The sequence below is a fragment of the Nocardia sp. NPDC058499 genome, from assembly GCF_042719915.1.
Taxonomy (GTDB): Bacteria; Actinomycetota; Actinomycetes; order Mycobacteriales; family Mycobacteriaceae; genus Nocardia.
The window spans coordinates 419037-444289 of the sequence record NZ_JBHXMZ010000005.1 but is presented as its reverse complement, the minus strand read 5'-3'; the positions used below and the strand labels follow the sequence as shown (position 1 = coordinate 444289).

At 67.9% G+C, this 25253-nt stretch carries 26 protein-coding genes; 10 read left to right on the top strand and 16 right to left on the bottom strand.

All coding sequences use genetic code 11. From position 1 onward, the window contains the following. Positions 1-4 precede the first annotated feature (4 nt). From ACFWPH_RS18455 to ACFWPH_RS18440, 4 genes are read right to left on the bottom strand one after another with little or no spacing between them, the layout of a single operon-like run. Positions 5-1318 carry a pyridoxal-phosphate dependent enzyme gene (locus tag ACFWPH_RS18455; RefSeq protein WP_378752472.1) on the bottom strand — a complete coding sequence of 438 codons (1314 nt, stop codon included), beginning with the start codon at positions 1316-1318 and terminating at the stop codon, positions 5-7. Continuing rightward, positions 1315-2817, bottom strand: coding sequence for a decarboxylase (locus ACFWPH_RS18450; RefSeq protein ID WP_378752470.1), 1503 nt, complete (start codon positions 2815-2817; stop codon positions 1315-1317). Before ACFWPH_RS18450 ends, ACFWPH_RS18455 begins: the two co-directional genes overlap by 4 nt. Continuing rightward, positions 2814-4103, bottom strand: a complete 1290-nt coding sequence (locus tag ACFWPH_RS18445) for a heavy-metal-associated domain-containing protein (protein ID WP_378752468.1) — start codon at positions 4101-4103, stop codon at positions 2814-2816. Before ACFWPH_RS18445 ends, ACFWPH_RS18450 begins: the two co-directional genes overlap by 4 nt. Next, positions 4100-5380: an aminotransferase class V-fold PLP-dependent enzyme gene (locus ACFWPH_RS18440; protein WP_378752466.1), complete on the bottom strand. Its 1281-nt coding sequence runs from the start codon at positions 5378-5380 to the stop codon at positions 4100-4102. The genes ACFWPH_RS18445 and ACFWPH_RS18440 overlap by 4 nt, the downstream gene beginning before the upstream one ends. Positions 5381-5538: 158 nt before the next feature. Here ACFWPH_RS18440 and ACFWPH_RS18435 point away from each other — a divergent pair, with 158 nt between their 5' ends. Further along, positions 5539-5958 (top strand): pyridoxamine 5'-phosphate oxidase family protein, encoded by a 420-nt coding sequence (locus ACFWPH_RS18435; protein ID WP_378752464.1) that lies wholly within the window; start codon positions 5539-5541, stop codon positions 5956-5958. Positions 5959-5964: 6 nt separating this feature from the next. Here ACFWPH_RS18435 and ACFWPH_RS18430 read toward each other — a convergent pair whose 3' ends face one another. From ACFWPH_RS18430 to ACFWPH_RS18420, 3 genes are all read right to left on the bottom strand, one after another. After that, entirely contained in the window at positions 5965-6399 is a 435-nt protein-coding gene (locus ACFWPH_RS18430; protein ID WP_378752462.1) for a CBS domain-containing protein, read from the bottom strand. Between the two features lie 124 nt (positions 6400-6523). Next, positions 6524-6775, bottom strand: a complete 252-nt coding sequence (locus tag ACFWPH_RS18425; RefSeq protein ID WP_033242855.1) for a hypothetical protein — start codon at positions 6773-6775, stop codon at positions 6524-6526. Between the two features lie 241 nt (positions 6776-7016). Beyond that, positions 7017-7814: an SAM-dependent methyltransferase gene (locus ACFWPH_RS18420; protein ID WP_378752460.1), complete on the bottom strand. Its 798-nt coding sequence runs from the start codon at positions 7812-7814 to the stop codon at positions 7017-7019. Between the two features lie 359 nt (positions 7815-8173). Between ACFWPH_RS18420 and ACFWPH_RS18415 the strand changes: the two genes are divergently transcribed. Both ACFWPH_RS18415 and ACFWPH_RS18410 read left to right on the top strand, forming a co-directional pair. Next, positions 8174-8392, top strand: coding sequence for a DUF397 domain-containing protein (locus ACFWPH_RS18415; protein WP_062970557.1), 219 nt, complete (start codon positions 8174-8176; stop codon positions 8390-8392). 83 nt (positions 8393-8475) lie between these two features. Then, a complete protein-coding gene (locus ACFWPH_RS18410) occupies positions 8476-9363 on the top strand; it encodes a helix-turn-helix domain-containing protein (protein ID WP_378752457.1) in 888 nt (295 codons plus the stop codon). 85 nt (positions 9364-9448) lie between these two features. Here the strand turns inward: ACFWPH_RS18410 and ACFWPH_RS18405 are convergent, their stop codons facing one another. The 4 genes from ACFWPH_RS18405 to ACFWPH_RS18390 all read right to left on the bottom strand — a co-directional run bounded on the left by ACFWPH_RS18405 (position 9449) and on the right by ACFWPH_RS18390 (position 11520). Continuing rightward, on the bottom strand, positions 9449-9676 hold the full coding sequence (locus tag ACFWPH_RS18405) for a hypothetical protein (protein WP_033243110.1): 228 nt from the start codon (positions 9674-9676) through the stop codon (positions 9449-9451). Positions 9677-9937: 261 nt separating this feature from the next. Beyond that, positions 9938-10597: an SDR family oxidoreductase gene (locus ACFWPH_RS18400; protein ID WP_378752455.1), complete on the bottom strand. Its 660-nt coding sequence runs from the start codon at positions 10595-10597 to the stop codon at positions 9938-9940. 21 nt (positions 10598-10618) lie between these two features. Continuing rightward, entirely contained in the window at positions 10619-11137 is a 519-nt protein-coding gene (locus tag ACFWPH_RS18395; protein ID WP_378752453.1) for a DUF2599 domain-containing protein, read from the bottom strand. Positions 11138-11274: 137 nt separating this feature from the next. After that, on the bottom strand, positions 11275-11520 hold the full coding sequence (locus tag ACFWPH_RS18390; protein WP_280417427.1) for a hypothetical protein: 246 nt from the start codon (positions 11518-11520) through the stop codon (positions 11275-11277). A 432-nt stretch (positions 11521-11952) separates the two neighbouring features. Here ACFWPH_RS18390 and ACFWPH_RS18385 point away from each other — a divergent pair, with 432 nt between their 5' ends. From ACFWPH_RS18385 to ACFWPH_RS18375, 3 genes are all read left to right on the top strand, one after another. Beyond that, positions 11953-12825: a helix-turn-helix domain-containing protein gene (locus ACFWPH_RS18385; RefSeq protein ID WP_378752678.1), complete on the top strand. Its 873-nt coding sequence runs from the start codon at positions 11953-11955 to the stop codon at positions 12823-12825. Between the two features lie 172 nt (positions 12826-12997). After that, a complete protein-coding gene (locus ACFWPH_RS18380) occupies positions 12998-14005 on the top strand; it encodes a transcriptional regulator (protein WP_378752451.1) in 1008 nt (335 codons plus the stop codon). Between the two features lie 39 nt (positions 14006-14044). Continuing rightward, positions 14045-15079 carry an alpha/beta hydrolase gene (locus ACFWPH_RS18375; RefSeq protein ID WP_378752450.1) on the top strand — a complete coding sequence of 345 codons (1035 nt, stop codon included), beginning with the start codon at positions 14045-14047 and terminating at the stop codon, positions 15077-15079. A gap of 80 nt (positions 15080-15159) precedes the next feature. On the opposite strand, the gene ACFWPH_RS18370 is transcribed toward ACFWPH_RS18375, so the two are convergent. Continuing rightward, the gene (locus ACFWPH_RS18370) at positions 15160-15768 is read right to left on the bottom strand and encodes a YdcF family protein (protein ID WP_378752449.1); all 609 of its coding nucleotides are present in this window, start codon (positions 15766-15768) and stop codon (positions 15160-15162) included. Positions 15769-16139: 371 nt separating this feature from the next. Between ACFWPH_RS18370 and ACFWPH_RS18365 the strand changes: the two genes are divergently transcribed. Next, positions 16140-17339 carry an esterase/lipase family protein gene (locus tag ACFWPH_RS18365; RefSeq protein ID WP_378752447.1) on the top strand — a complete coding sequence of 400 codons (1200 nt, stop codon included), beginning with the start codon at positions 16140-16142 and terminating at the stop codon, positions 17337-17339. A gap of 248 nt (positions 17340-17587) precedes the next feature. Here the strand turns inward: ACFWPH_RS18365 and ACFWPH_RS18360 are convergent, their stop codons facing one another. Beyond that, positions 17588-19189 carry a GMC family oxidoreductase gene (locus ACFWPH_RS18360; RefSeq protein ID WP_378752676.1) on the bottom strand — a complete coding sequence of 534 codons (1602 nt, stop codon included), beginning with the start codon at positions 19187-19189 and terminating at the stop codon, positions 17588-17590. Positions 19190-19326: 137 nt separating this feature from the next. Between ACFWPH_RS18360 and ACFWPH_RS18355 the strand changes: the two genes are divergently transcribed. Beyond that, on the top strand, positions 19327-19968 hold the full coding sequence (locus ACFWPH_RS18355; RefSeq protein WP_378752445.1) for a hypothetical protein: 642 nt from the start codon (positions 19327-19329) through the stop codon (positions 19966-19968). Here the strand turns inward: ACFWPH_RS18355 and ACFWPH_RS18350 are convergent. Next, complete coding sequence (locus tag ACFWPH_RS18350; protein ID WP_378752443.1) at positions 19946-20560, bottom strand: TetR/AcrR family transcriptional regulator; 615 nt, start codon at positions 20558-20560, stop codon at positions 19946-19948. The genes ACFWPH_RS18355 and ACFWPH_RS18350 overlap by 23 nt on opposite strands. Before the next feature lie 95 nt (positions 20561-20655). On the opposite strand from ACFWPH_RS18350, the gene ACFWPH_RS18345 reads away from it, so the two are divergent. After that, entirely contained in the window at positions 20656-21489 is an 834-nt protein-coding gene (locus ACFWPH_RS18345; protein WP_378752441.1) for an acyl-CoA thioesterase, read from the top strand. Positions 21490-21502: 13 nt separating this feature from the next. Here the strand turns inward: ACFWPH_RS18345 and ACFWPH_RS18340 are convergent, their stop codons facing one another. Continuing rightward, complete coding sequence (locus ACFWPH_RS18340) at positions 21503-23221, bottom strand: GMC family oxidoreductase N-terminal domain-containing protein (RefSeq protein ID WP_378752439.1); 1719 nt, start codon at positions 23219-23221, stop codon at positions 21503-21505. A 99-nt stretch (positions 23222-23320) separates the two neighbouring features. Between ACFWPH_RS18340 and ACFWPH_RS18335 the strand changes: the two genes are divergently transcribed. Next, entirely contained in the window at positions 23321-24028 is a 708-nt protein-coding gene (locus ACFWPH_RS18335; protein ID WP_378752437.1) for a TetR/AcrR family transcriptional regulator, read from the top strand. A 5-nt stretch (positions 24029-24033) separates the two neighbouring features. Here ACFWPH_RS18335 and ACFWPH_RS18330 read toward each other — a convergent pair whose 3' ends face one another. Continuing rightward, positions 24034-25224 carry an AI-2E family transporter gene (locus ACFWPH_RS18330; RefSeq protein ID WP_378752435.1) on the bottom strand — a complete coding sequence of 397 codons (1191 nt, stop codon included), beginning with the start codon at positions 25222-25224 and terminating at the stop codon, positions 24034-24036. Positions 25225-25253 lie beyond the last annotated feature (29 nt).

Sequence of the window (25253 nt, the reverse complement as noted above, 5' to 3'; positions counted from 1 at the left end):
CGGATCACCCGCGTTCCAGCTCGAAACCGGCCGCCCGCCAGCCCGCGATCCCACCGTCGAGGCTGTAGGCGAGATGCCCCGTCTGCTGCGCGGTGGCGGCGAACTGCCGGGAGATATCGCCGGTGGGGCAGGTGAACACCACCGGATGTGCCCGGGAGAACGGCGTGCCGTGTGTGAACAGGTCGGTGAGCCGGTCGTCGGGGATATTGATCGCGCCCGGTATATGCGCGATGCGGTAGGCCATCGCGCCGCGGGTATCGACCACCACGGTGTGCTGCGCCCGGGTCATCTCGGCGAGCTCGGCGGGTCCGAGTACCGCCACCGCGGCGATCTCCGCGGCCCCGGGGGCGCGGCGCCCGGTATCGCGGCCGAACAGTTCCGGGCGCCGCTGCCGGATATAGGACAGGTACGGTTCGAGCCGATCGCACACGATGACCACGGCGACCACGGACCCACCGCGGGCGGGGCGCGCGAGGACCTCGCGGGCGGCGGCGTAGGCCGCGCCACTGGTGGGTCCGGCGAGGATGCCGTAGCCGGCGGCGAGTTCCAGGGTGCCCTCGATGGCGGGTCCGGATTCGACGGTGACGATTTCGTCGTAGAAATCGGGCTGGAACAGCCCCACCTCCCACATCTCCCGTTCCGACCGGATACCGGGAATGAAATCGGCGCGGTCGGACACCACGGCCACCGTCCGCAGCTCGGGATGCGATGTGCGCAGATAGCTTCCCGCGCCCCGGCTCGATCCGGTGGTGCCCAGGCCGCCGATCAGGTAGTCGATGCGGTCGATACCGGCGGCGGCGAGATCCTCGTGGATTTCCCGGCCGGTACCGTCGTGATGCGCGGCGATGTTCTTTTCGCTCGTGTACTGCGACAGATGCCGGAATCGCTCCGGTTCCGCCGCCATGGCGTTCTCGATCGCGGAATAGACGTCGTCGGGGGTGGTGGGGTCCGGGCATTCGGACAGCCCGGGTAGTTCGACGATATCGGTGCCGAGAAGCCGGAGCAGATCGCGTACCTCGCCGACCTTGATCCGGTTGGTCATGGCCCGCAGCCCGATACCGTGCACCGCTCCCAGGACGCGCAGTGCCTTGGCGGTGTTTCCGCTGGAGGCCTCGATCAGGGTCCGGCCCTCGGCGCGTACGGTGTCGAGCTCATCGCGCAGCATCGCCCAGGCGACCCGGTCCTTCACCGAACCGAACGGATTATGCGATTCGAGTTTCGCGTAGAGGTCGACGCCGTCGAGCCGGTGCACGGCCGGGTCGAGGCGCAACAGGGGAGTGTCACCGATCAGTTCGGTGATGTGCTGATAGATCGTCACGAGTCCTCGGGAGATAGGGGTTCGCCGCCCGGTGGTGTCGGGCGGAACTCGGCATCCGGCGTGGCGCGGAAAGTACCGTCCCGCCACTCGATCGCTACCTTGTGCGCCGGGGGATGCATGGCCGCGGCGGCGGCCGACAGATCGGAGTGGTAGGCGGCCGTATTGGGGAATACGACGAGATCGCCCGGCCGGGGCAGCCACGGCAGCCATATCTTGTGTGCCGTGACGAGGTCGCGCTCCAGGCACAGCCGTCCCGCCAGATAGACACCCACCGGGGTCGTGGCCGGCGCCGGTGGATATCGGGGCAACAGCAGCGGGTCGGCCATCACCTCCTGATCCGCCGGTGTCACCGAATCCCGGCTCAGATCGAGGTGGACGAGCACACTGCCGTCGGCGGACTCCTTGACGAATTCGACCCGGGCCAGCGTGATTCCGGCGAGATCGGCGAGGGCTTTCCCCGGTTCGAGCCAGATCTCCAGCAGGTTGTCCGCCGCGACCCGGCCGATTCCGCGCCCACCGTGCCCTTCGAGCGGTGCGGCCAGCAGGTCGGCGAGCATTTCTTCGGCCGCGACGGTATTGGCGTATTTGTGGAAGACCGGCGTACCACGCACCGAGGTACCGTCCACCTGGTATCCGAACGTAGTGGCGCCCCAGCTCATCCGGGGCCCGCGACCGCTCAGCCCGTCGCGCAGGCGGTGCACGTACTCGTCGAACCGGCGCTCGTCGGCCGTGAAAACCTGACGCAGGCCGCCGCCGATATTCAGCACCGACGGCAGCAGATCCCGTGCGTACGCCTGTTCGAGCAGACCGAAACAGGTCTCCGCGGCCCGCAGCCGTTCCGCGATATCGCCGGTATCGAGATGGAAGGCGAGCCCGCGGAAATCGAGCCGATCACCACTGGCCCTGAGCACATCGAGGGCACGGTCCACGGAATCCACCGGTATGCCGAACCGGCTCGGGCGGGAGTCGGGGAATCCACTGATCCGCAGCAGCACCGGGACGGGCGCCGTCGGACGGGCGAGGCCGGCGAGGGTCTCGAGTTCCCACTGGTTGTCGATATTGACCGTGACCCCGCTGCCCGCCAGGGTCCGCAGGAACACCTCGCCTTTCGGTCCGGTGACCTCTATCCGATCCGGTGTGAACCCCGCCTGCCGCGCCGATTCCAGCTCCCCGGCCGACGCCACATCCACGGAAGTGCGCAGTGCCGCGGCGGTGCGCACCAGGGTGGCCGAACGATTCACCTTGTGCGCGTAGCAGATCCGGTACCCCACCGCCGCGGCGTCGAGTACCTCCGTCAAGCGGGCGAGGTTATCGGTGAACACCTGAGGGAAGAGCAGGTGCAGCGGAGTCCCGAACCGTTCGATCACCCGGTCGAGCGCCGCCCGGTCGGCCAGGAAATCCTGTACCAGCGAATCCCAGCGTGCCGGTAATGCAGGCGGCCGGGCACTCCCGGCCGTGGTCCCGGTGGCGGGATCCGGCGTGGTCGGTCGCACGGTCACCGTCCGGGTTTCGCCGGTGCCGTGCCGTCCCGCCGGTCCACCGGGTTGTATCCGCCGTCGCGCAGCGCTTCGAACGCCCGGGCCCGGTTGCGCGGGCTGCGGAATTCGGCGATCACCCGTTTACTGTCGAGGTCGATATCCACGACCTGGATATCCATCGATTCCAAGACACCGCCGATGGTTCGCACACAGTGTTTACAGGTCATATCGGGTACATAGAAGACCCGGTCCTCGGCGGCCACGGGCATATCCTCGGGTGCGTCGGCGGCAGTCGGCGCCGCCACCGGTTCGCACCGGACCACGAGGTCGCCGAACACTTCCACGAAACGCCGGGCGACGAGTGGAAGCAGGCTGTAGTTCTCCCCGCCGGCGCGGTGGGGGACCGCCGCCAGGCATACCGGATGTTCGTCCGCCGGTAGCAGCGCGTACTGGCGGGAGATGAGGTCGAGATCGTCGTGATAGCGGGCGATGGCTTCGCCCACGGACAGTCCCTCTTCCGTGGTGGCCCGGCGCATCACGCGGTGGGCGTCGCCGATGGTCGCGTCCTTCATCGCCCGCAAGGTCGCGACCGTCTGCTCCGGATAGCGGAGCGTGCCGTCGGCGGTGACCCGCAGCTGCACCGGGATCATGCCGCGCCGGTAGGTCGAGGCCTGGAGTTCCCAGAACCAGCGGGTCGCGACCGCGGTGAAGATCCCGGAATCGAGGAGCCCGCGCGCGAACTCGGCCGCGGACGGGTACGGGGTCCGGCCTGCGAGCAGCGCATGCTGGGCGAGCGCTCGCCCCGCGGATTCGACGCCGACCCGGAAGATATCGATCGGTTCGTGATCGGTGGTGGTGGCCGCCAGCACATCCCGCGCCGCGGCCCCGAGCGCGGCGATACGCTCGGCCAGCGCATCCTCGGCGTCGATCTGTTCCCAGAGCACGAGCACCGCCTCCCGGGCGGCGATGGGGACCTGCGGCCCGAACCCGTCGTCGCGATAGAAGCCGGTGTTGGGTATGCCGGCGCTGTCGGTCCAGGTCATCCGGTGGGTCGCCGACGTGACCTCGCCGGCGGTGCACGGCCGCATGAACCGTTGCAGGTACAGCCGTTGCGAGAAGGTGAGGTGGCTGCCCGGTTCGGGCTGTAGGTCGGTCGCGGTGTATTCGAAACGCCGTGCGGGACGCGTCGCGGTGGGACCGAAGAGCCCGGGCCGGGCGAGCCCGGACAGGATCTGCGCGGCGGTACGCCGGTGGTAGCGGGCCGCCGTCTCGGTACTACCGGTGGATGTACCGGTCTCGATGGTCATGCAATCTCCTCGGCCAGGGCGCGGACACGGTCGGTGAAGCGGTCGATATCGTCGGGACCGGTGTAGATCTGGGTGCTGACCCGTACGCCGTCACCGGCGGCGCCACCCGGGACGCAGTGCGCGCCGGTGCGGACCAGGAAGCCGTACTCGGCGAGCACGAAACCCAGATCGGCCGCGGAGATACCGTCGAGGGTGAACGAGACGATGCCGTGGCCGCTCCCGTGCCCGCCGTACGCCGGGCCGGGCAGGAAATCCACTCCGCGGACCGCACGCAGACCGGTCAGCAATCGATGCGTCAACGCGGTGTTGTGGGCCGCGACCGCGTCCATCCCGTACGACTCGAGGACCTCGAGGGCGGTGCCGAGGGCGAGGATGCCCGGAATGTTCGGGGTGCCGCCCTCGAGCAGCCCCGGCATCCGCCCGGATTCGAATCCGCCGGCGGTGAGCCGCACGTCTGTGGTTCCGCCGGGCAGGAACGGGCGCAGTTCCGGGTGGACCCGGCGGTGGCAGTACAGGACGCCGGTGCCGGGCGCGGCGAACATCTTGTGTGCCGCGAACACCGCGAAATCGGCCGCGAGTGCGGTGACATCGACCGGGAGATGACCGCCGCTCTGGCTGCAGTCGTAGCACAGCAGCACCCGCTCGGGCAGTAGCGCACGGATATCACCCAGGACGGTGGCGCTGCCGAACACATGGTGCAGATGGGTGACGGTGACCAGCCGGGTGCGCGGCCCGGCCTTCGCGGCGATATCGGCGAGGTCGGCGGCGCCTGTTGCGGTCAGCCGGTAGGGCACGAGCTCGATCTGCCGCCCGAAGCGGGCGAGGGTGTCGCGCAGGAGATGCCAGGGGTGGACGTTGGCGGCGTGGTCGCGGGGACTGTAGAGGATCTCGTCTCCGTCGCGGAGGGCGGTGAGCCCCCAGCAGAGCGCGACGGCGTTGAGGGCAGCGGTCGCGCCGCCGGTGAAGACGATCTCGTCGGGGTGGGCGGCGCCGACGAACCGGGCGGTATGTACCCGGACCTCGGCGATCCGCTGGGTCAGCGCGGTTGCCCACGGATAGGTTCCGCGGGCGGCGTTGGCCGTCGCGGACGCGTGATACTTCCGCACGGTCTCGATGACGGCGTGCGGTTTCTGCGTGGTGGCCGCACTGTCGAGGTATACCTCGCCGGCCTCTGCCAGGGCGGGAAAAGATTCCCGTACGTGCGGCGGGAGCAGTGTCCCGGCCGAGGCTGGGCGGGTGTGGGCCGGATGATCCCGGCCGGGCAGGGAGGACTGCATCCTGCTCGCTCCCTCCGCCGGTTCGCCGGACTGCCACAACGATACCGATCACAGCAGGCCACGCCCAGTGCCTTTGGCAGGCAATCGGTTTCGGTGGCCGGCAAGCGGGCTGTCGTCGCCTCCTCGGTTTTGTCGGTGGCGCGCGTTAGGGTGCGCGTATGCCCCTGACTTCCGAAGAACGACAGTCGTTCCTGGCCGAACCACATATCGGTGCCCTGTCGGTATCCGCCGGTGCGGATCGGGGGCCGCTGACGGTCCCGATCTGGTACCAGTACACGCCGGGCGAAGACCTGTGGGTGATCACCGGTCCGGAATCGGTGAAGATGCGCCACATCCGCGCCGCGGGCCGGTTCAGCCTGATGGTGCAGCGGGTGCAGCCGTCGGTCCGCTATGTGAGCGTGGAAGGACCCGTCACTGCCGTGGAGCCGATGCCGGATGCCCGGCACCGCGAAATGGTGGCGCGTTACCTTCCGCCGGATCAGGTGGAGGGCTACCTGGCCTTTGCCGAGGCCGAGCTGGGCGAGCACGTCATCGTCCGGATGCGGCCGGAGCGCTGGCTTTCCGGGGATCTCGGCTGAGGCGAGTCAGTACCCGCCCTGCAGGTATCCGACGAGCTGTTCCCGCTCGGTCGTGAGCTCGGACAGCGCGCTCTTGACGACATCGCCGATACTGACGATGCCGGTGAGCCGGCCCTGGTCGACCACGGGGAGATGGCGCACCCGGTGATCGGTCATGATTCCCCGGAGCCCGTCGACGCGGTCATCGGGGCTGCAGGTCCGGACCTCGGTGGTCATGATCCGGGTGACGGGGAATTCCAGCAGCGCCGTGCCGTATCGGTGGAGGCCGCGTACGACATCGCGCTCGGAGACGATCCCGGCGATCCGGTTGCCGTCCGGGGAGACGACGGCGGCGCCGATGTTCTGTTCGGCGAGCAGTGCCAGTAACGCGCGGATATCCGTATCGGGCCGGACGGTCGCTACGGCGCTGCCCTTGGTGTTGAGGATTTCGGCGATACGCATGGTCACCATCCACATGAGCGCGGGATTTCTACAATCCCGCGGCTTGGGGAGGAATACCAGCACGAATCGGCATCGACCGGACGCCGTCGTATCGGCTGGGGAAAGAAACGGCAGCCCCGCGGGGTTATTCGTCGTCCAGCCCCGCCGACAGGTAGGCCGCGGCGGCCAGCCATTGCCGGCACTGGGGGCCGTGGACATCGTGGATGCGCAGGATGGCGCGGGCCTGCCGGTAGGTGAGTACCGGTGGTTCGGCGCTGCAGTCGGCGCCGGCCTCGGGGGCGAAGTGGCGCAGGGGTTCCGGATTGTGCCCCAGAGTGTGCGTACCGGGAACGCTTCCGACAGCGTTCCGGTGGGGACTTCGGAATGGCTGGATCATTCGGTTGCCCCTCACGTGCGATGGTGCGGGGGCGACATTCCGGTCCGGCGAAGCGACCGGAAGATGCTGCGTATCGCCCTCTTGGTGGTGCGAGTCTATGCCGCCGTCGCTTACAAATGCAAGTACATCTGCAAACAACATACGAAAAATCATCCGGGCGCGATCGGCCCCCTTCGGCGGGCCATCGGTCCAGTGGCACTGCACTTCTCGCCGACTGTGGCCCGGGGCGGCTCTCGCCCGGTTACGGTTTGCGGGCCACACCCCCGTACGCCGGGAGCGGCCGGTCGTCGCCGGCCGCCGGGTCTCCGGGGTACCACCGGGCCACCGGGGTGAATCCCGGGTGGACCAGCTCGAGACCATCGAAGAGCGCACGGATTTCGGACTGCGAGCGCGGCACATAGGGCTCACCGCCGATATCGGCGGACGCGGCGCACAGTCGCACGTAGGCGTCATCGTCATCGGTGCCGTCCCACAGTGCGAGGTAGCTGCCGGCGGTGGTCGATTCGAGCACGGTGTGCACGATGCGGCGCATCTCCACGGCGCTGTGGGTGTGGCCGAGGACGCCCATGAACATCACCGCCACCGGCCGGGTGAGGTCCAGAATGTGGCGGGCGTCGGCCACGACGATCTCTGGGTGGTGGTAGTCGGTGTCGATATAGGTGGTGACCCCCTCGTCGGTGGTGCTGGTCAGCAGGGCTCGGGCGTGGGCCAGGACCACCGGGTCGTTGTCCACGTACACAATCCTGGATTCCGGTGCCACGCGCTGTGCGACCTCATGGGTGTTCTGCATGGTGGGCAGTCCGGTGCCGATATCGAGGAACTGGCGAATTCCCTTCTCGGCGGCCAGGTATCGCACGGCGCGGACGAGGAACTCGCGTGACTCCGTCGCCAGTGTCGTGATCCCGGGGTAGACGGCGCTGCCCGCGTCCGCGGCGATCCGGTCCACCTCGTAGTAGTCGCTGCCGCCCATCCAGTAGTTCCAGATCCGGGCGGGATGCGGGATATCGGTTCGGATGGCGCGCTGGTGCTCGTCGGACATGGCGGACTCCTCGGCGATACGGGCCGCAAGCGTGCCGGAGGATGCGCCGCGGCCGGCTCTCGGGGCTGGTGGAACCGGTGTCGGTTTGCGACAGTACAAGGCTCGTCGGTGGGCTCGGAGCAGGCGCGCGGCCCTACAGGATCGTGCGGTGCTCGCCTACGGTGCGGCCGGTTCGGGCGCCGTCGGCAGTGTCGCGCTGGGGTGGTGGAGGGCGCCCGGAGGCTCGTGGGGGCGCGTCGGCGAACTTCGTGCTATCGTCCTGATGTCGGTGCAGATGCAAGAACACTTGCGAGTGCATCTGTAAGGACCGGCGGTATGCGACGAGTGGTGTCAGCAACCATGAGCAAGGAGTAGGTCCTATGTCGGAAGTAACCAATCGGGTGGTCGGAGCTTGGCGCAAGAGCACCTTCAGCAATCCGAGCGGGAACTGTGTCGAGTTCGCCGAAGCGGCCGGCGACCTGGTGGCCGTGCGTAATTCGCGTTTCCCCGACGGCGGTGTGCTCTTCTATACCCGCCCGGAGATCGAGGCGTTCCTGCAGGGCGCGAAAGCCGGAGAGTTCGACGATCTGGCTGTATGAGAGGTAGCATGGGCCGTCGGCGTGGTGCGCCGGGGATTGCACTGTGGCGCACCGTGGGTTAACCCGAAAGCGGAGACGACTCCATGATCGCAGAGCCCGGGAATCGTGGCGGCAAGCAACCCGTCGAGGCGGAGCGTGGCCCCACGGTCCTACGCATCGCTCTGGGCGGCCAGCTACGGAAACTGCGTGAGAGCAAGAAAATCACCCGCGAGGCCGCGGGTGAGGCGATCCGCGGCTCTCATGCCAAGATCAGCCGGCTCGAGCTGGGCCGGTCGAGTTTCAAAGAACGCGATATCCGGGACCTGCTGACGCTGTACGGCATCACCGATCCCGAAGAGCGCGAGAGCTTTCTCGATCTCGCGCGCAAGGCCAACGAACCGGGATGGTGGCATCGCTACGGCGATCTGCTGCCGTCCTGGTTCGGGCAATATCTGGGTCTGGAACAGTCCGCGAGCAAGATCCGCACCTACGAATCACATTTGGTACCGGGGCTTTTGCAGACCCCGGATTATGCGCGTGCGGTCGTAACCCTCGGTTACGAGGACGCCGATACCGATCGGCGGGTGGCTTTCCGGCAGCGCCGGCAGGAGATTCTGCACCGGAACGATCCGCCGGTTGTCTGGGCGGTGATCGACGAGGCGGCCCTGCACCGCCCTGTCGGCGGTCCCGTGGTACACCGGGCGCAGATGGAACATCTGCTCGAACTGACCCGGTTGCCGAATGTGACCATTCAGGTCGTCCCGTTTTCCGCCGGTGAACATCCCGCGGCGGGAAGCTCTTTCACCATTCTGCGTTTCGCCGAGCCGGATCTGCCCGATATCGTCTATCTGGAGCAGTTGACGAGCGCGCTGTATCTGGACCGGCGCGAGGACTTGGCACTGTACCTCTCGGTGATGGACCGATTGAGTGTGCAGGCCGCGACGCCGGAGAATTCCCGGGCGATTATCGCCGAATATACGAAAGGCCTGTAATACCAGGCGAATAGCCGGCGGGGGCAGGGCGGAATCCGGACCGCCCCGGCGCCGAGCCGCCGAGACGGTGGATTACGCGTGTCCGTCAGGCCCGGATGAACGTGGACGCCACGCGCCAGAAGGTATCCGGCTGCAGCGACCGGAAATCCCAGTCGTCGGACAGGGCGTGAACCGTGGTGACGATCTGGTCGATATCGAAATCGTCACGTGTCGCTGCGCCGGTGGATTCGATTGCGTCGATTACGAACTCGACGGCGGTCTCCCGGGACGAACCGGCGCGGAGACTGCCGTCGCGGACGCCGAATGTGCTCATATCAATACCGTTCGCCGGCTTGCTTATCGGGACAGGATCCATTCGGGTTGTGCTGCTACCGAATCGGTTCGGACCCGCTGGGCTGTCCCGCAGCTGTGGCAGTAAACCACTGGCGAATGTTGTCGTCGGCTCACTCACGCGGCCTCCCCTTGTTTTCCCCTGTATAGCGGTGTGGGATGAGTCTAGGTCGGTAGTGCTTTCAAATGCAAGTACATCTGCACGATCGATTCATTGTGTCGTAAGGGTTTTCGGATGATCTTGTCAGTCCGCCAGGGCGGCGACCGCCGCCTCGATCGGGGTGTCACCGGAGACCAGTTCCAGCGTAAGACCGGCCGTATGCCCGGCATCGAGTAATGCGACGACGACATCGGCGACATCGGCACGGGAAATATCACCGCGGCCGATTCGGGGTGGCGCGAGGGTGACCGAACCCGTGCCGGGGCCGTCGGTGAGGCGGCCCGGGCGCAGAACGGTCCAATCCAGGTCGCGGCTGCGTAGATCGTCCTCGGCCTGTGTTTTCGCCTCGATATAGGCGGCCCACACTTCATCGGTGCCCGGTGCCGGCGCAAGACCGGTTCCCATGGCCGAGATCTGCACGAACCGCCGGGTGCCCACTCGTTCGGCGGCTTCGGCGAGCAGAATCGAGCCATCCCGGTCCACGGTGTATTTGCGGGCCGCGCTACTGCCCGGCCCGGCGCCGGCGGCGAACACCGTCGCGTCGGCGCCCTGCAGGGTCGCGGCGAGATCGGTCACCACTGCCTGTTCGAGATCCAGGACCACCGGTTCGGCGCCTGTGGCGTAGACCTCGGAGGCGTGCGCCGGGTTGCGGATCAATGCGATCGCGCTGTGTCCGCGGCCGGTGAGCCGTTCGGCGAGCAGTAGGGCGATCTTGCCGTGTCCGCCGGCGATGACGATGCGCATACCGGGCTCCTCTCTCTTATCTCAGCGTTCGGGCCCGCCGGGATTGCAGGCGGCGCCGACGGTCTCGTCGTAGCCCACCGGCGGCCGCCAGGGTTCCAGATTCCAGCTGGGCTTATCGGGCGCGATGAGCCGCGCCCACTCCCAATGGCAGCGGAACTGATCCCACATTCCGGGGGTATCCGCGGCCGGGTCGAGCGTATCGATTTCCTGCCAGGCGCGTTGCGCGGCGCCGGGAAAGGTGGTGTCGCGGCCGGCTCGGGTCGGGTAGACCATGAGGCGGGGACCATCGATGTTCGCGGTCCATTCCAGCCGGTCGATCAACGGCATCCCGGCGTACGGGTCGACGGCCGGAATCGGAGTGCGTGCGACGGTCGCCGCCGGTGACCCGGTCGGACGCGCGGTAGTCGGTAACGCAGTCGTGGTTTCGGCTGCCGCGATATCTCCCGGCTCCGGTGAGTCCGGAGAACCGCAGCCGGTGAGCAGCGCCGCGCACAGGAGAGCGAACGAACCGGCCACACGGGAGGTGGGGTCGGTCGGCATGGACGCTCCTGCGGTCGGTTCCGGCGGTTCGTCGCGCCGGTGCTTCCGAGCTTAGAGGCCGGGGCCGTGGTTATGGGGGGATGCCGCCGAGTGCGCCGCGGGTTTCCGGGCTGTACGGGAGTGTGGTTCGCAGCAGATCAGCGCCACAGGGTGTGGCACGGTAGCCGCCGCAGGCCGGGCCTGATCTTGCTGTCCACGGTGACCGTGAGCCCCGCATGGACGGCCGCGGAGGTGAACTCCCAGGCCTCGGCATTGGTTGCCGCATATTCCAGGACGAGGGCATTGTCGGGTGCCGGGCCGTCGAAGTAGACCGTCACTCGGCGGGTGAGGTGGTCGCGACTGTTGTTGTCGCGTTCGGCCGTGGCCGGTGCCGTAGCGTCCACGATTCACGCCTCCTTCCGGGCAGCGTCACCGTCGACGCCGTTGTGTGTAACTCTAAGTCCCGACCATGGGTGAGAACATGTTCCGGAATCGGGTCTGGGTGATTCACAGCATGTGCCGGGTCACCTCGGGCGGAGTCACCAAGTGCCCCGCGAACCGGCTGAACTGTTACGGCAGCCGGTGGTGGCCGCGATCCGGCCGGAGCCCGATATGAGTGGTATCGCTGGGGTGCTGTCACTGTGCTGCCGCTGAACTGCCCGGCGCCCGAATGTCGTTTCCTCCACGGGAGTTTCGTTTGGTCTCCGGCACCGCTCCCATGCGAAACTCGAATAATGGGTGCTTCTGGGATGCGATCGGCGTTGGAGACGGCTGCCTCGACCGGATCGGGGGCCACGGCGCGTGCCGCGGTGGACGGCGGGCCCACTGTGCTGCGCATGGTGCTCGGGGGGCGGTTGCGGCGGTTGCGGGAAGCCAGCGGGCTGTCCAGGGAGCAGGCCGGTGATCACATCCGCGGGTCGGATTCCAAGATAAGCCGCCTCGAGCTGGGCCGGACAAGTATCCGGGAGCGTGATCTGGTGGATCTGCTCCAGCTCTACGGGATCACCGACGCCGAGGAGTTGGCGGCGTTCCAGGAATTGGCCCGCCAGGCCAATACCTCCGGCTGGTGGCACCGCGACAACGACTGGCTCCCGAAGTGGTTCGATATGTACCTGGGCCTGGAGCAGGCGGCGCAGGTGATCCGGTGTTACGAACCGCGTGCGGTGCCCGAACTGCTGCAGACCCCGGATTATGCGCGGGCCTTGCTCACGCTCGCGCATCCGGGGGAGACGACCGAAGCCATCGAACGGCGGGTGGCATTGCGGATCCGCCGGCAGCATATTCTGAACCGGCCCCACCCGCCGCATCTGTGGCTGATCGTCGAGGAGGCGGCGCTGATCCGCCGGATCGGCGGGTCCCGGACCTGGTCGGCCCAGATCGATCGATTACTGGCCGCTGCCAAACAGCCGCATGTCACCGTGCAGGTACTGGCCGACCATGTCGGCGGCCCGGCGATGACCGACGGCGCGTTCACCTATCTACGGTTCGCCGAGGCCGATCTGCCCGATATCGTGTACCTGCAGCAGCTCACCGGCGCGTTGTACCTGGACAAACAGGCCGATCTGGACGCCTACCGGTCGGTCGCCAACCAGTTGTCGGTGCATGCCGCACCCCCAGAGCACACTCCCGGGCTGCTGGCGGCCCTGCGGCGCCGGCAGCCGCGGATCCTGGACCAGCCGGTGCGCCGGGAAGCCGGCCGCGGCCACTGAATCCGGCGGAACGGTTCGCCTCCGGCGCGGGGAAGCGCGCGCACCGCCCCGTTCTCCGCGCCGTTACCTTTTTGTGACCGAACCCAATCCGCGGTCGCTCCCCTGATGAACTCTCCGGACTGATGCCGGATGCGGCCACTGCACCCCAGTCCGTGGTTACTGTCCAGTAGTTATGGTGGGCAGTAAGGCAGCCGGCTCCGGAAACGCAGATCTGGAAGCCGAACTCGTAGCGCATTTCCGGTCTCCGGAACCGGAAATGGACGCGGCCGATATGGTCACCACCATCCGGCACTGTCTGGCCGCCGCGGCACACGACCTCGGTGCTCGCCCCGCCGCGGCGGCGACGATCACCACCGCGGCCGCCCGCTGGGCCCGTGAAGGGGTCTCCCTGGAGTCGGTGCTCACGACCTGCCACGACTGTGCGCGCAGCGGTTTCGAATTCCTCGCCGCGCGGATGGCGGAGGCCACCGCGGGCGGGCAGCCCATGGCCGATGCCGCCCGTCTGCTGGTTCGGGTCGTCGAGGTGGTGACCACCGCGGCCGCCACCGCGTACCTGGACGAGCACCGGATCGTGGCGCGCGAGCACCAGACCTCGGCGCAGACGATGGTCGCGGCCCTGCTCGCCGGCCACGGGGTGAGTGCGCTCGCGCGCAGGTCGGGTTTCCGTGTCGCGTCCGCCTATCAGGTGGTGGCCCTGGCGATCCCGCCGAACGCCGAGGAACGGGCCGGCGGTCCCGGCGCGGTGTCGGCGGCCCGCCGCAAGCTCCGCCGGGTCCAGGCAGCCCTGGGGGCCCCGCTGGGTTCGCGTTCCCTGCCGCTGCTGCACGCCGACGGCGGCACCGTGCTGATTCCACTGGAAGCGGCGCACGACACCGGCGCCGGCCCGGTGACGGCGGGGGTGATGAGCGCCGAGGTGCTGCAGCTGGTGGCCGAGGCCGCGGAGGTCGCGCCGACCGCGACCGTAGCCGTCGGCGCCACCGAACAGATACCGGAACTGGCCGGTCGCACCCATGAACTCCTGGACCGGTTGTGTGCCGGCGGCCGGCCACCGGGTCTGTACCGGATCGCGGAAGGCACGGCCGTGGAGCCGGATTCGGTGGTGGACGCGCGCCGGTTGCGCCGGCTGCCGCGCGTCGCATCCGGTGCGTCCAACCGGCCGGGCAAACCGGGGGCGGCGTGACAGGGGGTCCGGATGACGAGTGGTACCGCGAGGTGTGAGATGAGATCCCGTTCGACGGTTCTGGCCGCACTGGCAGTGATGAGTATCGCTGCTACCGCTACCCCCGCGACCGGTGTCCCGCCGGTGGAGTCGCCCGGCGCGCCGCCGGGCCCCGCCACCGCGACCGAACAACCGGGCCCGCAGTTGTTGCGCGTCGAGGTGCTGAGCGATCACCGGATCCGATTGCACATCCGCTCGGTGGCGATGCGCCGGGAGATCGCGATCGACACCCTGATCGGTACCGGCCCGGCGCCGCGGCCCACGCTGTACCTGCTGGACGGGGTGGACGGCGGTCCCACCTCGGGCTGGCTGACCGAAGGTGGCGCCGCGGAATTCTTCGCCGACAAACCCGTCGATGTCGTGCTCACCACCGGCGGAACCGCGAGTTTGTACGCGGACTGGGTCCGGGTGGATGCCGCGCTCGGCCTGAATCGGTGGGAAACCTTCCTCACCGAGGAGCTCCCGCCGATCGTCGAGAAGTACCTGGGATCCAACGGTGTCCGCGCCATCGCCGGTGTGTCCATGGGCGCGCAGGCGGCGATGATGCTGACCCAGCGCCATCCGGGTTTCTACCGGGGCGTCGCCGGGTTGAGCGGCTGCTATTCCACCGCCGATCAGCTCGGGCGCGCGGTCACGGTGATGACGGTGGCCTCCCGGGGCGGTAATCCGGAGAATCTGTTCGGCCCACCCGGCTCGCCGGAATGGCGGGCCCACGACAGCCTGCTCGGCGCGGAGAAATTGCGCGGTACCGAGATCTATCTGTCGGTGGCCAATGGAACGCCGAGCGGGGCGGCCTTGATGTCGATCGGGAACAGTCCGGAGATCCTGGCGGTACTGCTGGGCGGCGGCTCCTTATTGGAACAAGGCGCCCGTCTGTGCACCGAACGCCTGGCCGCCCGTCTGGACGAACTCCATATTCCCGCAGTTGTCGATTTCCTGCCCGAAGGTATGCATTCCTGGCCGGATTTCGAGGTCCAATTGCATCGAAGCTGGCCCACTCTCGTCCGTGCCCTGGAGATCACCGGACGGCCGTGACGAGCGGCCGGTATTTCCGGTGCGGTGAAGTAACAGTAATTCCGTCCGGGATGAAATGTTCGCCGCACCGGCTTCGGTTTTCACGGTCCCCATACCGCGATGAATTCCGGAATCTGGCCGGGCGTGAGGGTAGCCGCGACGGGTACACCCGCCGCGGTGAAACTATCCGTCGCGCGGCCGATATGGTTCTCCGACGTCACCACCACCGCATCGTGTGCCCCGAGCGCGTGGATGAGCTGTGCGCTGCGCTGTGCGTTCTGCACGGTCGTGGTGGCCGCCGGCTCCTGGTGGACGCGATACGCCGGCAATCCGTGACGGACGAGCCAGCCGGCCATGGCGGCGGCCTCGGTGACTCCGTTGCGCGGGTTTCCACCCGTGACTATCACCGGCGACTGCGGCGCGAGCAGGGCTTGAATGTACCCGGCCCGCAACCGATCCACCAGTTCCGGTCGCATGGTGCCGTCGGGTAGCAGGCCGTAACCGAGTATGACGATCGCGGTTCCGGGCCCGTGGACACGGGTCAGCGGGCCGGTCAGCAGATCGCCGATCCCGGCCGGTAGCCCGCCCGGGGGAGTGGGGGTGGCGCCGGCCGGTCCGCAGAGGCCCGCGGTGATGGCGGCGGCAGCGAGGGCGGTGGTCAGCCCCGCCCGGAGTGAGCGGGCGCGGCGGCTTCGGCGGGTATCGGGCATCGGGAACTCCGAAATGACGGGGCCGGAACAGGCCGTGTATCGGAATGTGGTGACTACATTTTCGGCTGATCGGACGTGATCGATTCGTGATCTGGTGCGTTATTGGATAATCCACGGAATAATGTCACGTTTCTTAGGGCTCGCAACGGTACCCACCGGCGAGTCCCCGGCGGTTTTGCTGAATTCGCTGCCGAAAACCGTCTGTGACCCGCACCAAACCGGTTCGAATGCTTTGGTGAGCTATCCAATTCCACCACCGGAAACATTGGAGAACCGATCCACCGGCCGTACTGTCGGCGCAGCTTCTCTGCCGCGAAATATCTGCGCGGCAAGGGAATCGGACGACGATGTTCTCGGCAGAAAGGGTCCTGATGATTCGACCTACCTCCGGCCGGCTGCGCGCCGCGGCGCTGTGTGCCGCCACCGCACTCGTTTTCGGGTTCACCGGCGCGAGCGCGAACGCGGACCCGCCGGCGGCTCCCACGGAACAGGACCTGGCCGGCTACATCGCGGCCGGCCGGACCGCCGGACCGGTGGCCGATTCCGGCAGCGCCAGCGGTTCGGCCTGCAACTCGGGCAGCGGCGCCGGGTCGGGCAACGGCTCCGGGGACTGCTACGGCGGTTCGGGTAGCAGTTCGGGGCTGTCGGGCGGGTACGCCTCCGATACCGTCGGCCACGGCCCCGCGCAGACGGCGTTCCTGCCTGCGTTCGCGCACGGCCTGTTCAACGCCGATGTCGCGCCCCCGGGGGCCAACGACTGGAACTGCAAACCCACCGCCGAACATCCGCGGCCCGTGCTGCTGATCCACGGCACCTGGATGAACGCCTACAACGGTTTCGCGTTCATGGGGCAGCCGATCAAGGATGCGGGTTTCTGCACCTTCACCTTCAACTACGGGCGGGCAAACCTCGTCCAGGGCGGTGGGCTCGGTTCGGTGCTACCGGGCACGATGGGCACCGGGTACATCCAGGATTCGGCAAAGCAGCTGGCTGTTTTCGTGGACCGGGTGCTCGACGCCACCGGCGCCGCCGAGGTGGATATCATCGCGCATTCCCAGGGCGGCTCGATGTCGAACTGGTACACCAAGTTCGAGGGCGGTGCCGACAAGGTCGCCAAACTGATCACCTACGGAGCGACCCACCACGGCACCACACTGGACGGGATCGGGGCGCTGGGCCGGGCCATCAACAACTTCGGTATCGATATCCTCGGGTTCATCGAGATCTTCGTGGGCCACTCCGGGATCCAGCAGACCGTGGGCTCGGATTTCGTGAATCAGCTCAACGCCAGCGGCGATACGGTGCCCGGTGTGGACTACACCGTCGTCGGCACCCGCTACGACGAGGTGACCACCCCGTTCGACCTCACCTTCCTGAAACCCGGGCCGGACGCGCCCGTCCGCAACATCACCCTGCAGGACGGCTGCGAACAGGATCTGTCGGACCACCTCACCATGATGTATTCGCCGCGCGCGCTGTCCATCGCCCTGCAGGCCCTGGACCCGGTGCAGTTCCCGGCGCTGCAGTGCACCTTCAACCCGTGGCTCATCGGCGGCGGCGGCAAGCTGTGATCCGCCGGTAAGACGGTGCGCACCGGCGGGACTGCCCGACTCCACAGTTCCGTTCGGTGCGCACACGACCGCCGTTTCCGGTTCGGGCGGGTCCGGGTGCCTCCGGTCCTGCCACGAACCGGTGCGGCGGCCGCGAGCCCACCGGTGACGTCACCGCATATGCGCCATCGGTGGGTTCGCCGGGAGCGGGCAGTGCCCCCGCGGAACTGCCGGCCCCCGTACCGCGTCCGGGCCGGCAGTTCCGCACTTCAGGAGCGGGTCAGGAACTCGGCGGCCTGGGCGCCGATGAACACGCTGGGCGCGTGGGTGTGGCCGCGCACCAGGACCGGCATGATCGAGGCATCCGCCACCCGCAGCCCCTGGACTCCTCGCACGCGCAGTTGCGGGTCCACCACGCTCGTATCGTCCGACCCCATCCGGCAGGTGCCGGCGGGATGGTAGAGCGTATGCGCGTACTGCTCGAGCGATTCTGTCCGGGTTTCCTCCGCCATTCCGCTGGTGGCGTCCGGCGGATAGCACAGGTCGCCGAGTACCCCTTTCATGGCGTCGGTATCGGCGATTTCGGCGCAGTGCCGTAATCCGGCCATCAGCGCGGCCCGGTCGGCGCCGTCGGGATCGGACAGGTACTTCGGGTCGATCACGGCCTTGGCGAGTGGGTCGCTCGAGGCCAGGGCGATGGTTCCGCGGCTGCGCGGCCGCAACAGCACGGTGGCCAGGATGACACCGTGCGCGGTCGGATCGATCAGGCCTTCGTGATAGAACGGCGCGGGCGCGTACACGAGTTCCAGATCGGGATACTCCAGTCCCGGGTCGCTGCGCACGAAACCGTAGGCCTCACCGACGTTCGAGGTGAGCATGCCGCGGTGGCGCACCAGGTAATTGACCAGCTGTCCGGGTTTTTCGGCGCCGAACAGCGAATCGGCGGTCACCGAGTAGCCGAGCCCCGCGACCAGATGGTCCTGCAGATTGGCGCCCACCTCGGGAGCATGCCGGCGGACGTCGATCCCGTGCCGCTCGAGCTCGGCCCGATCACCGATTCCGGACAGCATGAGCAACTGCGGGCTGTTGATCGCCCCGCCGCACAGGATCACCTCTCGGCCGGCCCGCACCTGCTCGAGGCGCCCGGACCGGGAGAACTCGACCCCCACGGCGCGGTCACCGTCGAACAGCACCCGGGTTGCGGTGGCTTCCGGGAGCACCGTGAGGTTGCGGCGTTTCATGGCCGGCCGCAGGTAGGCGTCCGCGGTGCTCCAGCGCCGGCCCCGGTACTGGGTGACCATGGTCTGGGTGAACCCTTGGGGTTCGGGCAGATTCGCGGTTTCGACGGGAAACCCGCGTTCGGCCACGGCCCGCAGGTAGGCGGCCGTGGACGGGCGCGGACTGCGCTGGTGGGAGATGTGCAGGGGTCCGCCGGTGCCGTGATCGTCACCGGCGGGCCCTTCGACATCCTCGATGGTGCGGAACTGTTCGACCGCCTTGTCGAATCCCCAGTCCGGGCCGGCGGCCGCGGCCCATTCGTCGTAGTCGGCGCGGAATCCGCGGACCCACATCTGGGCGTTGAGCGAGGACGAACCGCCGAAGGTTTTCCCGCGCGGCCAGTAGATCTGCCGGTTGCCGAGTTGCGGTTGCGGTTCGGTGAGATAGTCCCAGTCGTAGGGGCTGCGGAAGAGTTTCGAGAAGCCGGCCGGGATCCGGATGAACTTGTCCTTGTCGGCCGGTCCGGCCTCGAGCACGATCACCGACCGTCCCGGATCAGCGCTGAGCCGGTCCGCGAGCACCGCGCCCGCCGAACCCGACCCGACAATCACATAGTCCGCACTGACTTCTGTCACCTTCGCACCTTTCGACATCGTGTAGGGCAAACATACGAGAGTCGGCCCGGGTGTGGGGCCGGATCGCGCCGGTGTCCCGGACACCGGCGGTTGTGGGTATCCGGATACCTCCGATTCGTGCTGCCCGACGTTCCCGCGCGGGGTATAACCGGCCCATGAGTTACCCGGTGGACCTCGGGGTGCTGCAGGCCGGTGCGATCGTCGTGATCATCGCCGGTGTGGCCCTGGTGATTTCGGCGCTGACAGCGCTGCGCGGGAAGGGGCCCCGCATATCGCTCCTGCGTGGTGGGAGCGGGCTACTGCTCCTGGCGGCTGCGGCGCTGGTGCTGTGGACGGCGACGCTCGTGCAGACGTATCTGGGGCTGACGGGTGAGGTTCGCGCCGCCCACGTGGTGGTGACCCCGGTTGCCGATGCGGAGCACCGCCTCGAGGTCGAATTGACCCTGTACGACGAGGAAGGCGGTACGACCGGACGTAGCACTCACCACGTGGAGGGGGATCTATGGGTACTGCAGGCGCAGATCGTCGAACTGGAGCCGTGGGTGAATACGCTCGGTTTCCATTCCGGCTACAAGGTGTCCCGCCTGTACGGGCAACGCCTCGACGGCATCGCAACCGGCCAGGACCATATCCTGCTCAACGGCGGTGACCGCGATTTCTTCCGCGAGATGACCGAGGACCGCTGGTTCACCGCACCGTTCGTACGTTCCGCCTATGGCAACGCGGTGATCGCGATGCCGGGGGAGTACGACGTCTACATCTCGCGGGATGCGATCAAGACCCGCCCGGCCGAATAACCGGTGATCCGGCGCCCGCGCCGACCGCCGACAGGCACAGCACGTTCAGCTCCTCGACCACGGTATCGAGCGCGGCGGGGTCGCGTTCGGTGCGTGCCACGATCAGGGCACCTTCCAAGGCGCTGACCACCAGCACGGCGACCGACCGGGCGCGCCCCGGCGGCGCGCCGTCGCGGACGAGTTTCCCGGCGATCAGATCACGCCAGGTGTCGAAGGTGGCCCCCGCGGCGGCCACCGCATCCGGCTCGTTGCCCAGCGCGGCCGCGGCGATCGGACAGCCGACGGCGTAATCGCCGCGGTCGAGTCCACGCGCGAGGGTTTCGGCGAGTTCGCGCAGCGCGGCGGCGGTTTCGGGCGTATCCAGTACCCGGGTGAGTTCGGCGGTGACCCGCGCCCCGGCCACCTCGGTCGCCTCCGTGACCAATTGCGCCTTCCCGCCGGGGAAGTGGTGGTAGACCGATCCGCGGGGCGCGCCGCTGGCGTTCAGGACATCGGCGAACGATACCGCCGCGACTCCACGCCGCCGGATGAGTGAGATCGCGCTGCGGATCATTGCCGCCCGGGGCCCGTCCGGATCCTTACGTCGTGGCATCACACCGCTCCCTGTTGCCTCCCATTCCTATGTATGTTGTCATACTTATATTCGGCCCACCACCCGACTATCGCCACTATCCCCAGGAGGACCCCGTGACCGGGATCGATGCGCCGCCCCATCCCTTCGATACCGCGGTCGCCACCGAGCACCTCGGCGGGCACCGGATCTCCGGCCGGACCTGCCCCGACTACGCGAATATGGTCGGCCCGTTCGGTGGAGTCACCGCGGCGGCGCTGCTACGCGCGATCGAAGGACACCCCGACCGGATAGGTGACCCACTGTCGCTGACGGTGAACTACGCGGGCCCGATCGCCGACGGCGACTTCGAGATCAGTGCCCGCCCGGTCCGCACCAACCGCACGAATCAGCACTGGCAGCTCGAGCTCTCCCAGGCCGGCGCGATCACGACCACCGCGACCGCGGTATTCGGTATCCGCCGCGATACCTGGTCGGATATGGAACTCACCATGCCGTCGGTACCGGGCCCCGACGAGGCCGAACCGCAGGAGTTCCCGGAGTTCATCGCCTGGGGCCGCAACTACGATCTGCGTTTCGTCACCGGCGCCGTTCCCGAACCGGCCCCCTCCGACGCACAGCCGGGAAACCCCGATTCGGTGAGCACGCTCTGGCTGCGCGACCGGCCGGCCCGCCCGCTCGATTTCGCCTCACTCACGGCGATGTCGGATGCGTTCTACCCGCGGGTGTTCCTGCGCCGCGGCCAGTACCTCCCCGCCGGAACGATCTCACTCACCGTCTACTACCACGCAACCGCCGCCGAACTGGCCGCCCAGGGCACGGAACACCTGCTGGGCACCGCCCGCGCCCACCGTTTCGCGCACGGCCATTTCGATCAGAACGCCCACCTGTGGGGGCACGACGGTACGTTGCTGGCAACCAGCCATCAGCTGGTCTACTTCAAGGGCTGAACCCGGCTGGCGTTCAGCCCGCCGCAGGATCGGTGACGGGCGTAATCGGCAACCGCAGTGCGCCCGGCGCCGATTCCGGCACCACCGGCGCAATCGGTGCCACCGGTGCGATCCGGCGATACCCGTCGCCCTGGGTCGGCCGGGTGTCCCGCTCGCCCTTGTTCGGCCAGTACGCGGCGGCCCGCTCGGCCTGTGCGGTAATGGTCAGCGACGGGTTCACTCCCAGGTTCGCCGAGACCGCCGCACCGTCGACCACGCTCAGTGTCGGATATCCGAAAACCCGGTGGTAGGCGTCGATCACCCCGGCCTCCCGGTCCGCGCCGATGGCGGCGCCGCCGAGGAAATGCGCCGTGAGCGGGATATTGAACACTTCGCCCCAGGTTCCGCCCGCGGTTCCGCCGATCTGTTCGGCCACCCGCCGGGTCGCCTCGTTACCCGCGGGGATCCAGGTCGGGTTGGGCTGTCCGTGCCCTTGCCGGCTGGTCAGTTTCCGCCCGAACAGACCGCGTTTGGTGTAGGTGGTGATGGAGTTGTCCAGATGCTGCATCACCAGCGAGATGATGGTGCGTTCACTCCAGTTGCGGACACTGAGGAAACTGATCAGCAGCAGCGGATGCCGCAGCGCGATCCCCAGGAACCGCAGCCACCGCGGGAGCCGGCCGCCGCCGTCGACCATGAGTGTCTGCAACAGGCCCATCGCGTTCGAACCCTTCCCGTAGCGCACGGGTTCGATATGGGTGTCGGGGGTCGGGTGGATCGACGAGGTGATCGCGACGCCCCGGGTGAAATCCTGGCCGGGCGCGAGTTTCTTGGTGGCGGCGCCGACGATGGATTCGGAGTTGGTGCGGGTGAGCAGGCCGAGCCGGTCGGAGAGGTCGGGCAGGATCCGGCGGTCGCGCATATCGTGCAGCAGCCGCTGGGTGCCCAGGGTGCCGGCGGCGACCACGACCTGCCGCGCGGTATAGGTGGTGCGCTGTGTGCGAATCCATGCGCCGGTACGTTCCGCCGCGACGACCCAGCTGCCGTCGGCCTGCGGCCGCAGTTCGGTGACCGTGGTCATCGGCACGACCCGCGCCCCGGCCTGTTCGGCGAGATACAGATAGTTCTTGACCAGCGTGTTCTTCGCGCCGTACTTGCAGCCGACCATGCAGTCGCCGCATTCGACACAGCCCGTGCGGGCGGGGCCGACACCACCGAAGTAGGGATCGTCGACGGTTTCCCCCGGTTCGCCGAAGAACACCCCGACCGGTGTCTGAACGAAGGTGTCACCGACGCCCATATCCTCGGCGACCTGGCGGAACACCTCGTCCGCCGGGGTCATATGCGGATTCTGCACCACGCCCAGCATGCGTTTCGCCTGCTCGTAGTAGGGCGTGAGCTCGGCCCGCCAGTCGGTGATATCGCGCCACTGCGCGTCCTGGAAGAACGGCTCCGGCGGAACATAGAGCGTGTTGGCGTAGTTCAGGGAGCCGCCACCGACCCCGGCGCCGCCGAGGATGAGTACATTGCGCAGTGGATGGATGCGCTGGATTCCGTAGCAGCCCAATTTCGGTGCCCACAGGAATTTGCGCAGGTCCCAGCTGGTCTTCGGCAGTTCGTCGTCCGGGTAACGACGGCCGGCCTCGAGCACGCCGACGCTGTAGCCCTTTTCCACCAGTCGCAGCGCGGTGACACTGCCACCGAAGCCGGACCCGACGACGAGTACATCGAAATCCGTGGTCGCCTCGGCCATGGACTACTCCTTGCTTGGGAAGGGTCAGCAGTGACTGGCGGTAACGTTAACACAATGGACTGGGAGCGCTGATCACTTTTGTTGACACCGCTCTCCGAAATGGTCAGGCTGGTGCGGGTGACCACCCCTCGTGCCCGGGCCCGCGCCCAGACCATGTCGGATATCCTGCGCATCGCGCGCGAACATCTTGCCACCGGCGGCGCCTCGGCCCTGTCGTTGCGCGCCGTGGCCCGCGATCTCGGAGTGGTCTCCTCGGCGGTCTACCGCTACGTCCGCAGTCGCGACGAACTGCTGACCCTGCTCGTGGTCGACGGCTACGACGCCCTCGGCGATGCCGTCGACGCCGCGCTCGCCGACGCCGGCGACGACCCCGTCGAACGCCTGCGGATCACCGCGCGCGCCGTCCGCGCCTGGGCGCTGGCCGAACCGGCGTGGTACGGGCTGCTGTTCGGCACCCCGGTCCCCGGCTACACCGCACCGGCCGACCGCACGGTCATCCCGGGAACACGGGTGATTCTCACGCTGGTCCGGATCATCGCGGAGGCCCACGCCCGGCAGCTGTTGACCCGCCCGGCTGTTGACCCGCCCGTCCCGAGCGCCCTGTCCCGCGATTTCACCCGCATCCGTGACGAGTTCGGCATGGATCTACCCGACTGGGCACTCGCCCGCGCGCTCACCGTCTGGTGCACCCTGTTCGGGGCCGTGAGTTTCGACGTCTTCGATATGTACGGCGGCGATACCTTCACCGACCGGGGGCAGGTGTTCGACCTGCATATCGCGGCGCTGGAAGCACTGCTCGGCGCCTGAACCGGCTACGCCTTCTCAGCGGCCCCGGCATCGTCGACCGGCACCGGCTCTTCCGATACCTCCGCACCGCCACCGGACCGGGCGACCTTCACGTCGACCTGTTCGCTGATATAGCGGATGACCACCGCCACCACGGCCACCACGGGAACCGCCAGGAACGCCCCGGTGATCCCGTACAGCGTGCCGCCCCCGGTAACGGCCAGCAACACCACGACCGCATGCAGTTTCATGGTCCGGCTCTGCAACACCGGCTGCAACACATTGCCCTCGAGCTGCTGCACCGCGATGATGATCACCAGCACGATCAACGCCGTGGTGAATCCGTTGCCCACCAGCGCCACCAGCACCGCGAGCGCACCCGCGACGAACGCGCCCACCATCGGGATGAATCCGCCGAGGAAGGTCAGCGCCGTCAGCACACCCCACAGCGGCACCCCGAGAATCACCAGGCCCAGCCCGATGAAGAAGGCGTCGATAAAACTGACCAGCGCCTGCGTGCGGATGAACCCACCGAGCACCTGCCACACCCGGACCAGCACTTCTTCGAAATGCCGCCCACTGCGACCACCGAGGAATTTGTGCATCCACGGCAGGAATTTCGGCCCGTCCTTGATGAAGAAGAACGACAGCACCAGCACGAGGAAGATGGTGACCAGCACCGAGGTCGCGGTGCTGACCCCGGTGAACACCCCGGACGCGATCTGTTCGGCACTGGACTGCACCCGCTCGACGACCGCGTCGACCGCCGAATCCAGCTGTTCGTCGCGGATGTTCAGCGGCGGCCCCTGGAGCCAGTCCCGGACGGTGTTGATCCCGCCGGTGGCCTTGTCGGAGAGCTCGGGCATCTGATCGACCACCGACGGCACGATCAGCGCGATCCCGCCCGCGAGTACCCCGATGAACCCCACCAGCGTGAGCGATGCCGCGGCTGCCGGCGGCAGTCCGGCCCGCATCAGCAGCCCGGTCGGCGGCCACAGCACGGTGGCGATCACGATCGCCAGCAGCACCGGTAACAGCACCACCCACAGTTTCGCCGCGACGAACCCGAGCACCCAGGCCCCGGCCGCGATCGCCACGATGCACAATGCCCATTTCGCCAGCCACAGCACCCCGGAACCGAGCACGTCCCCCCGGTCGAGCCGGGTGCCGGCGGACGCGCCGGTGCTGTCGTCGCGGATTTCCTTCTCCCCGTTCACCCGGTCAGTCTCGCACGACCGGCCGGGCC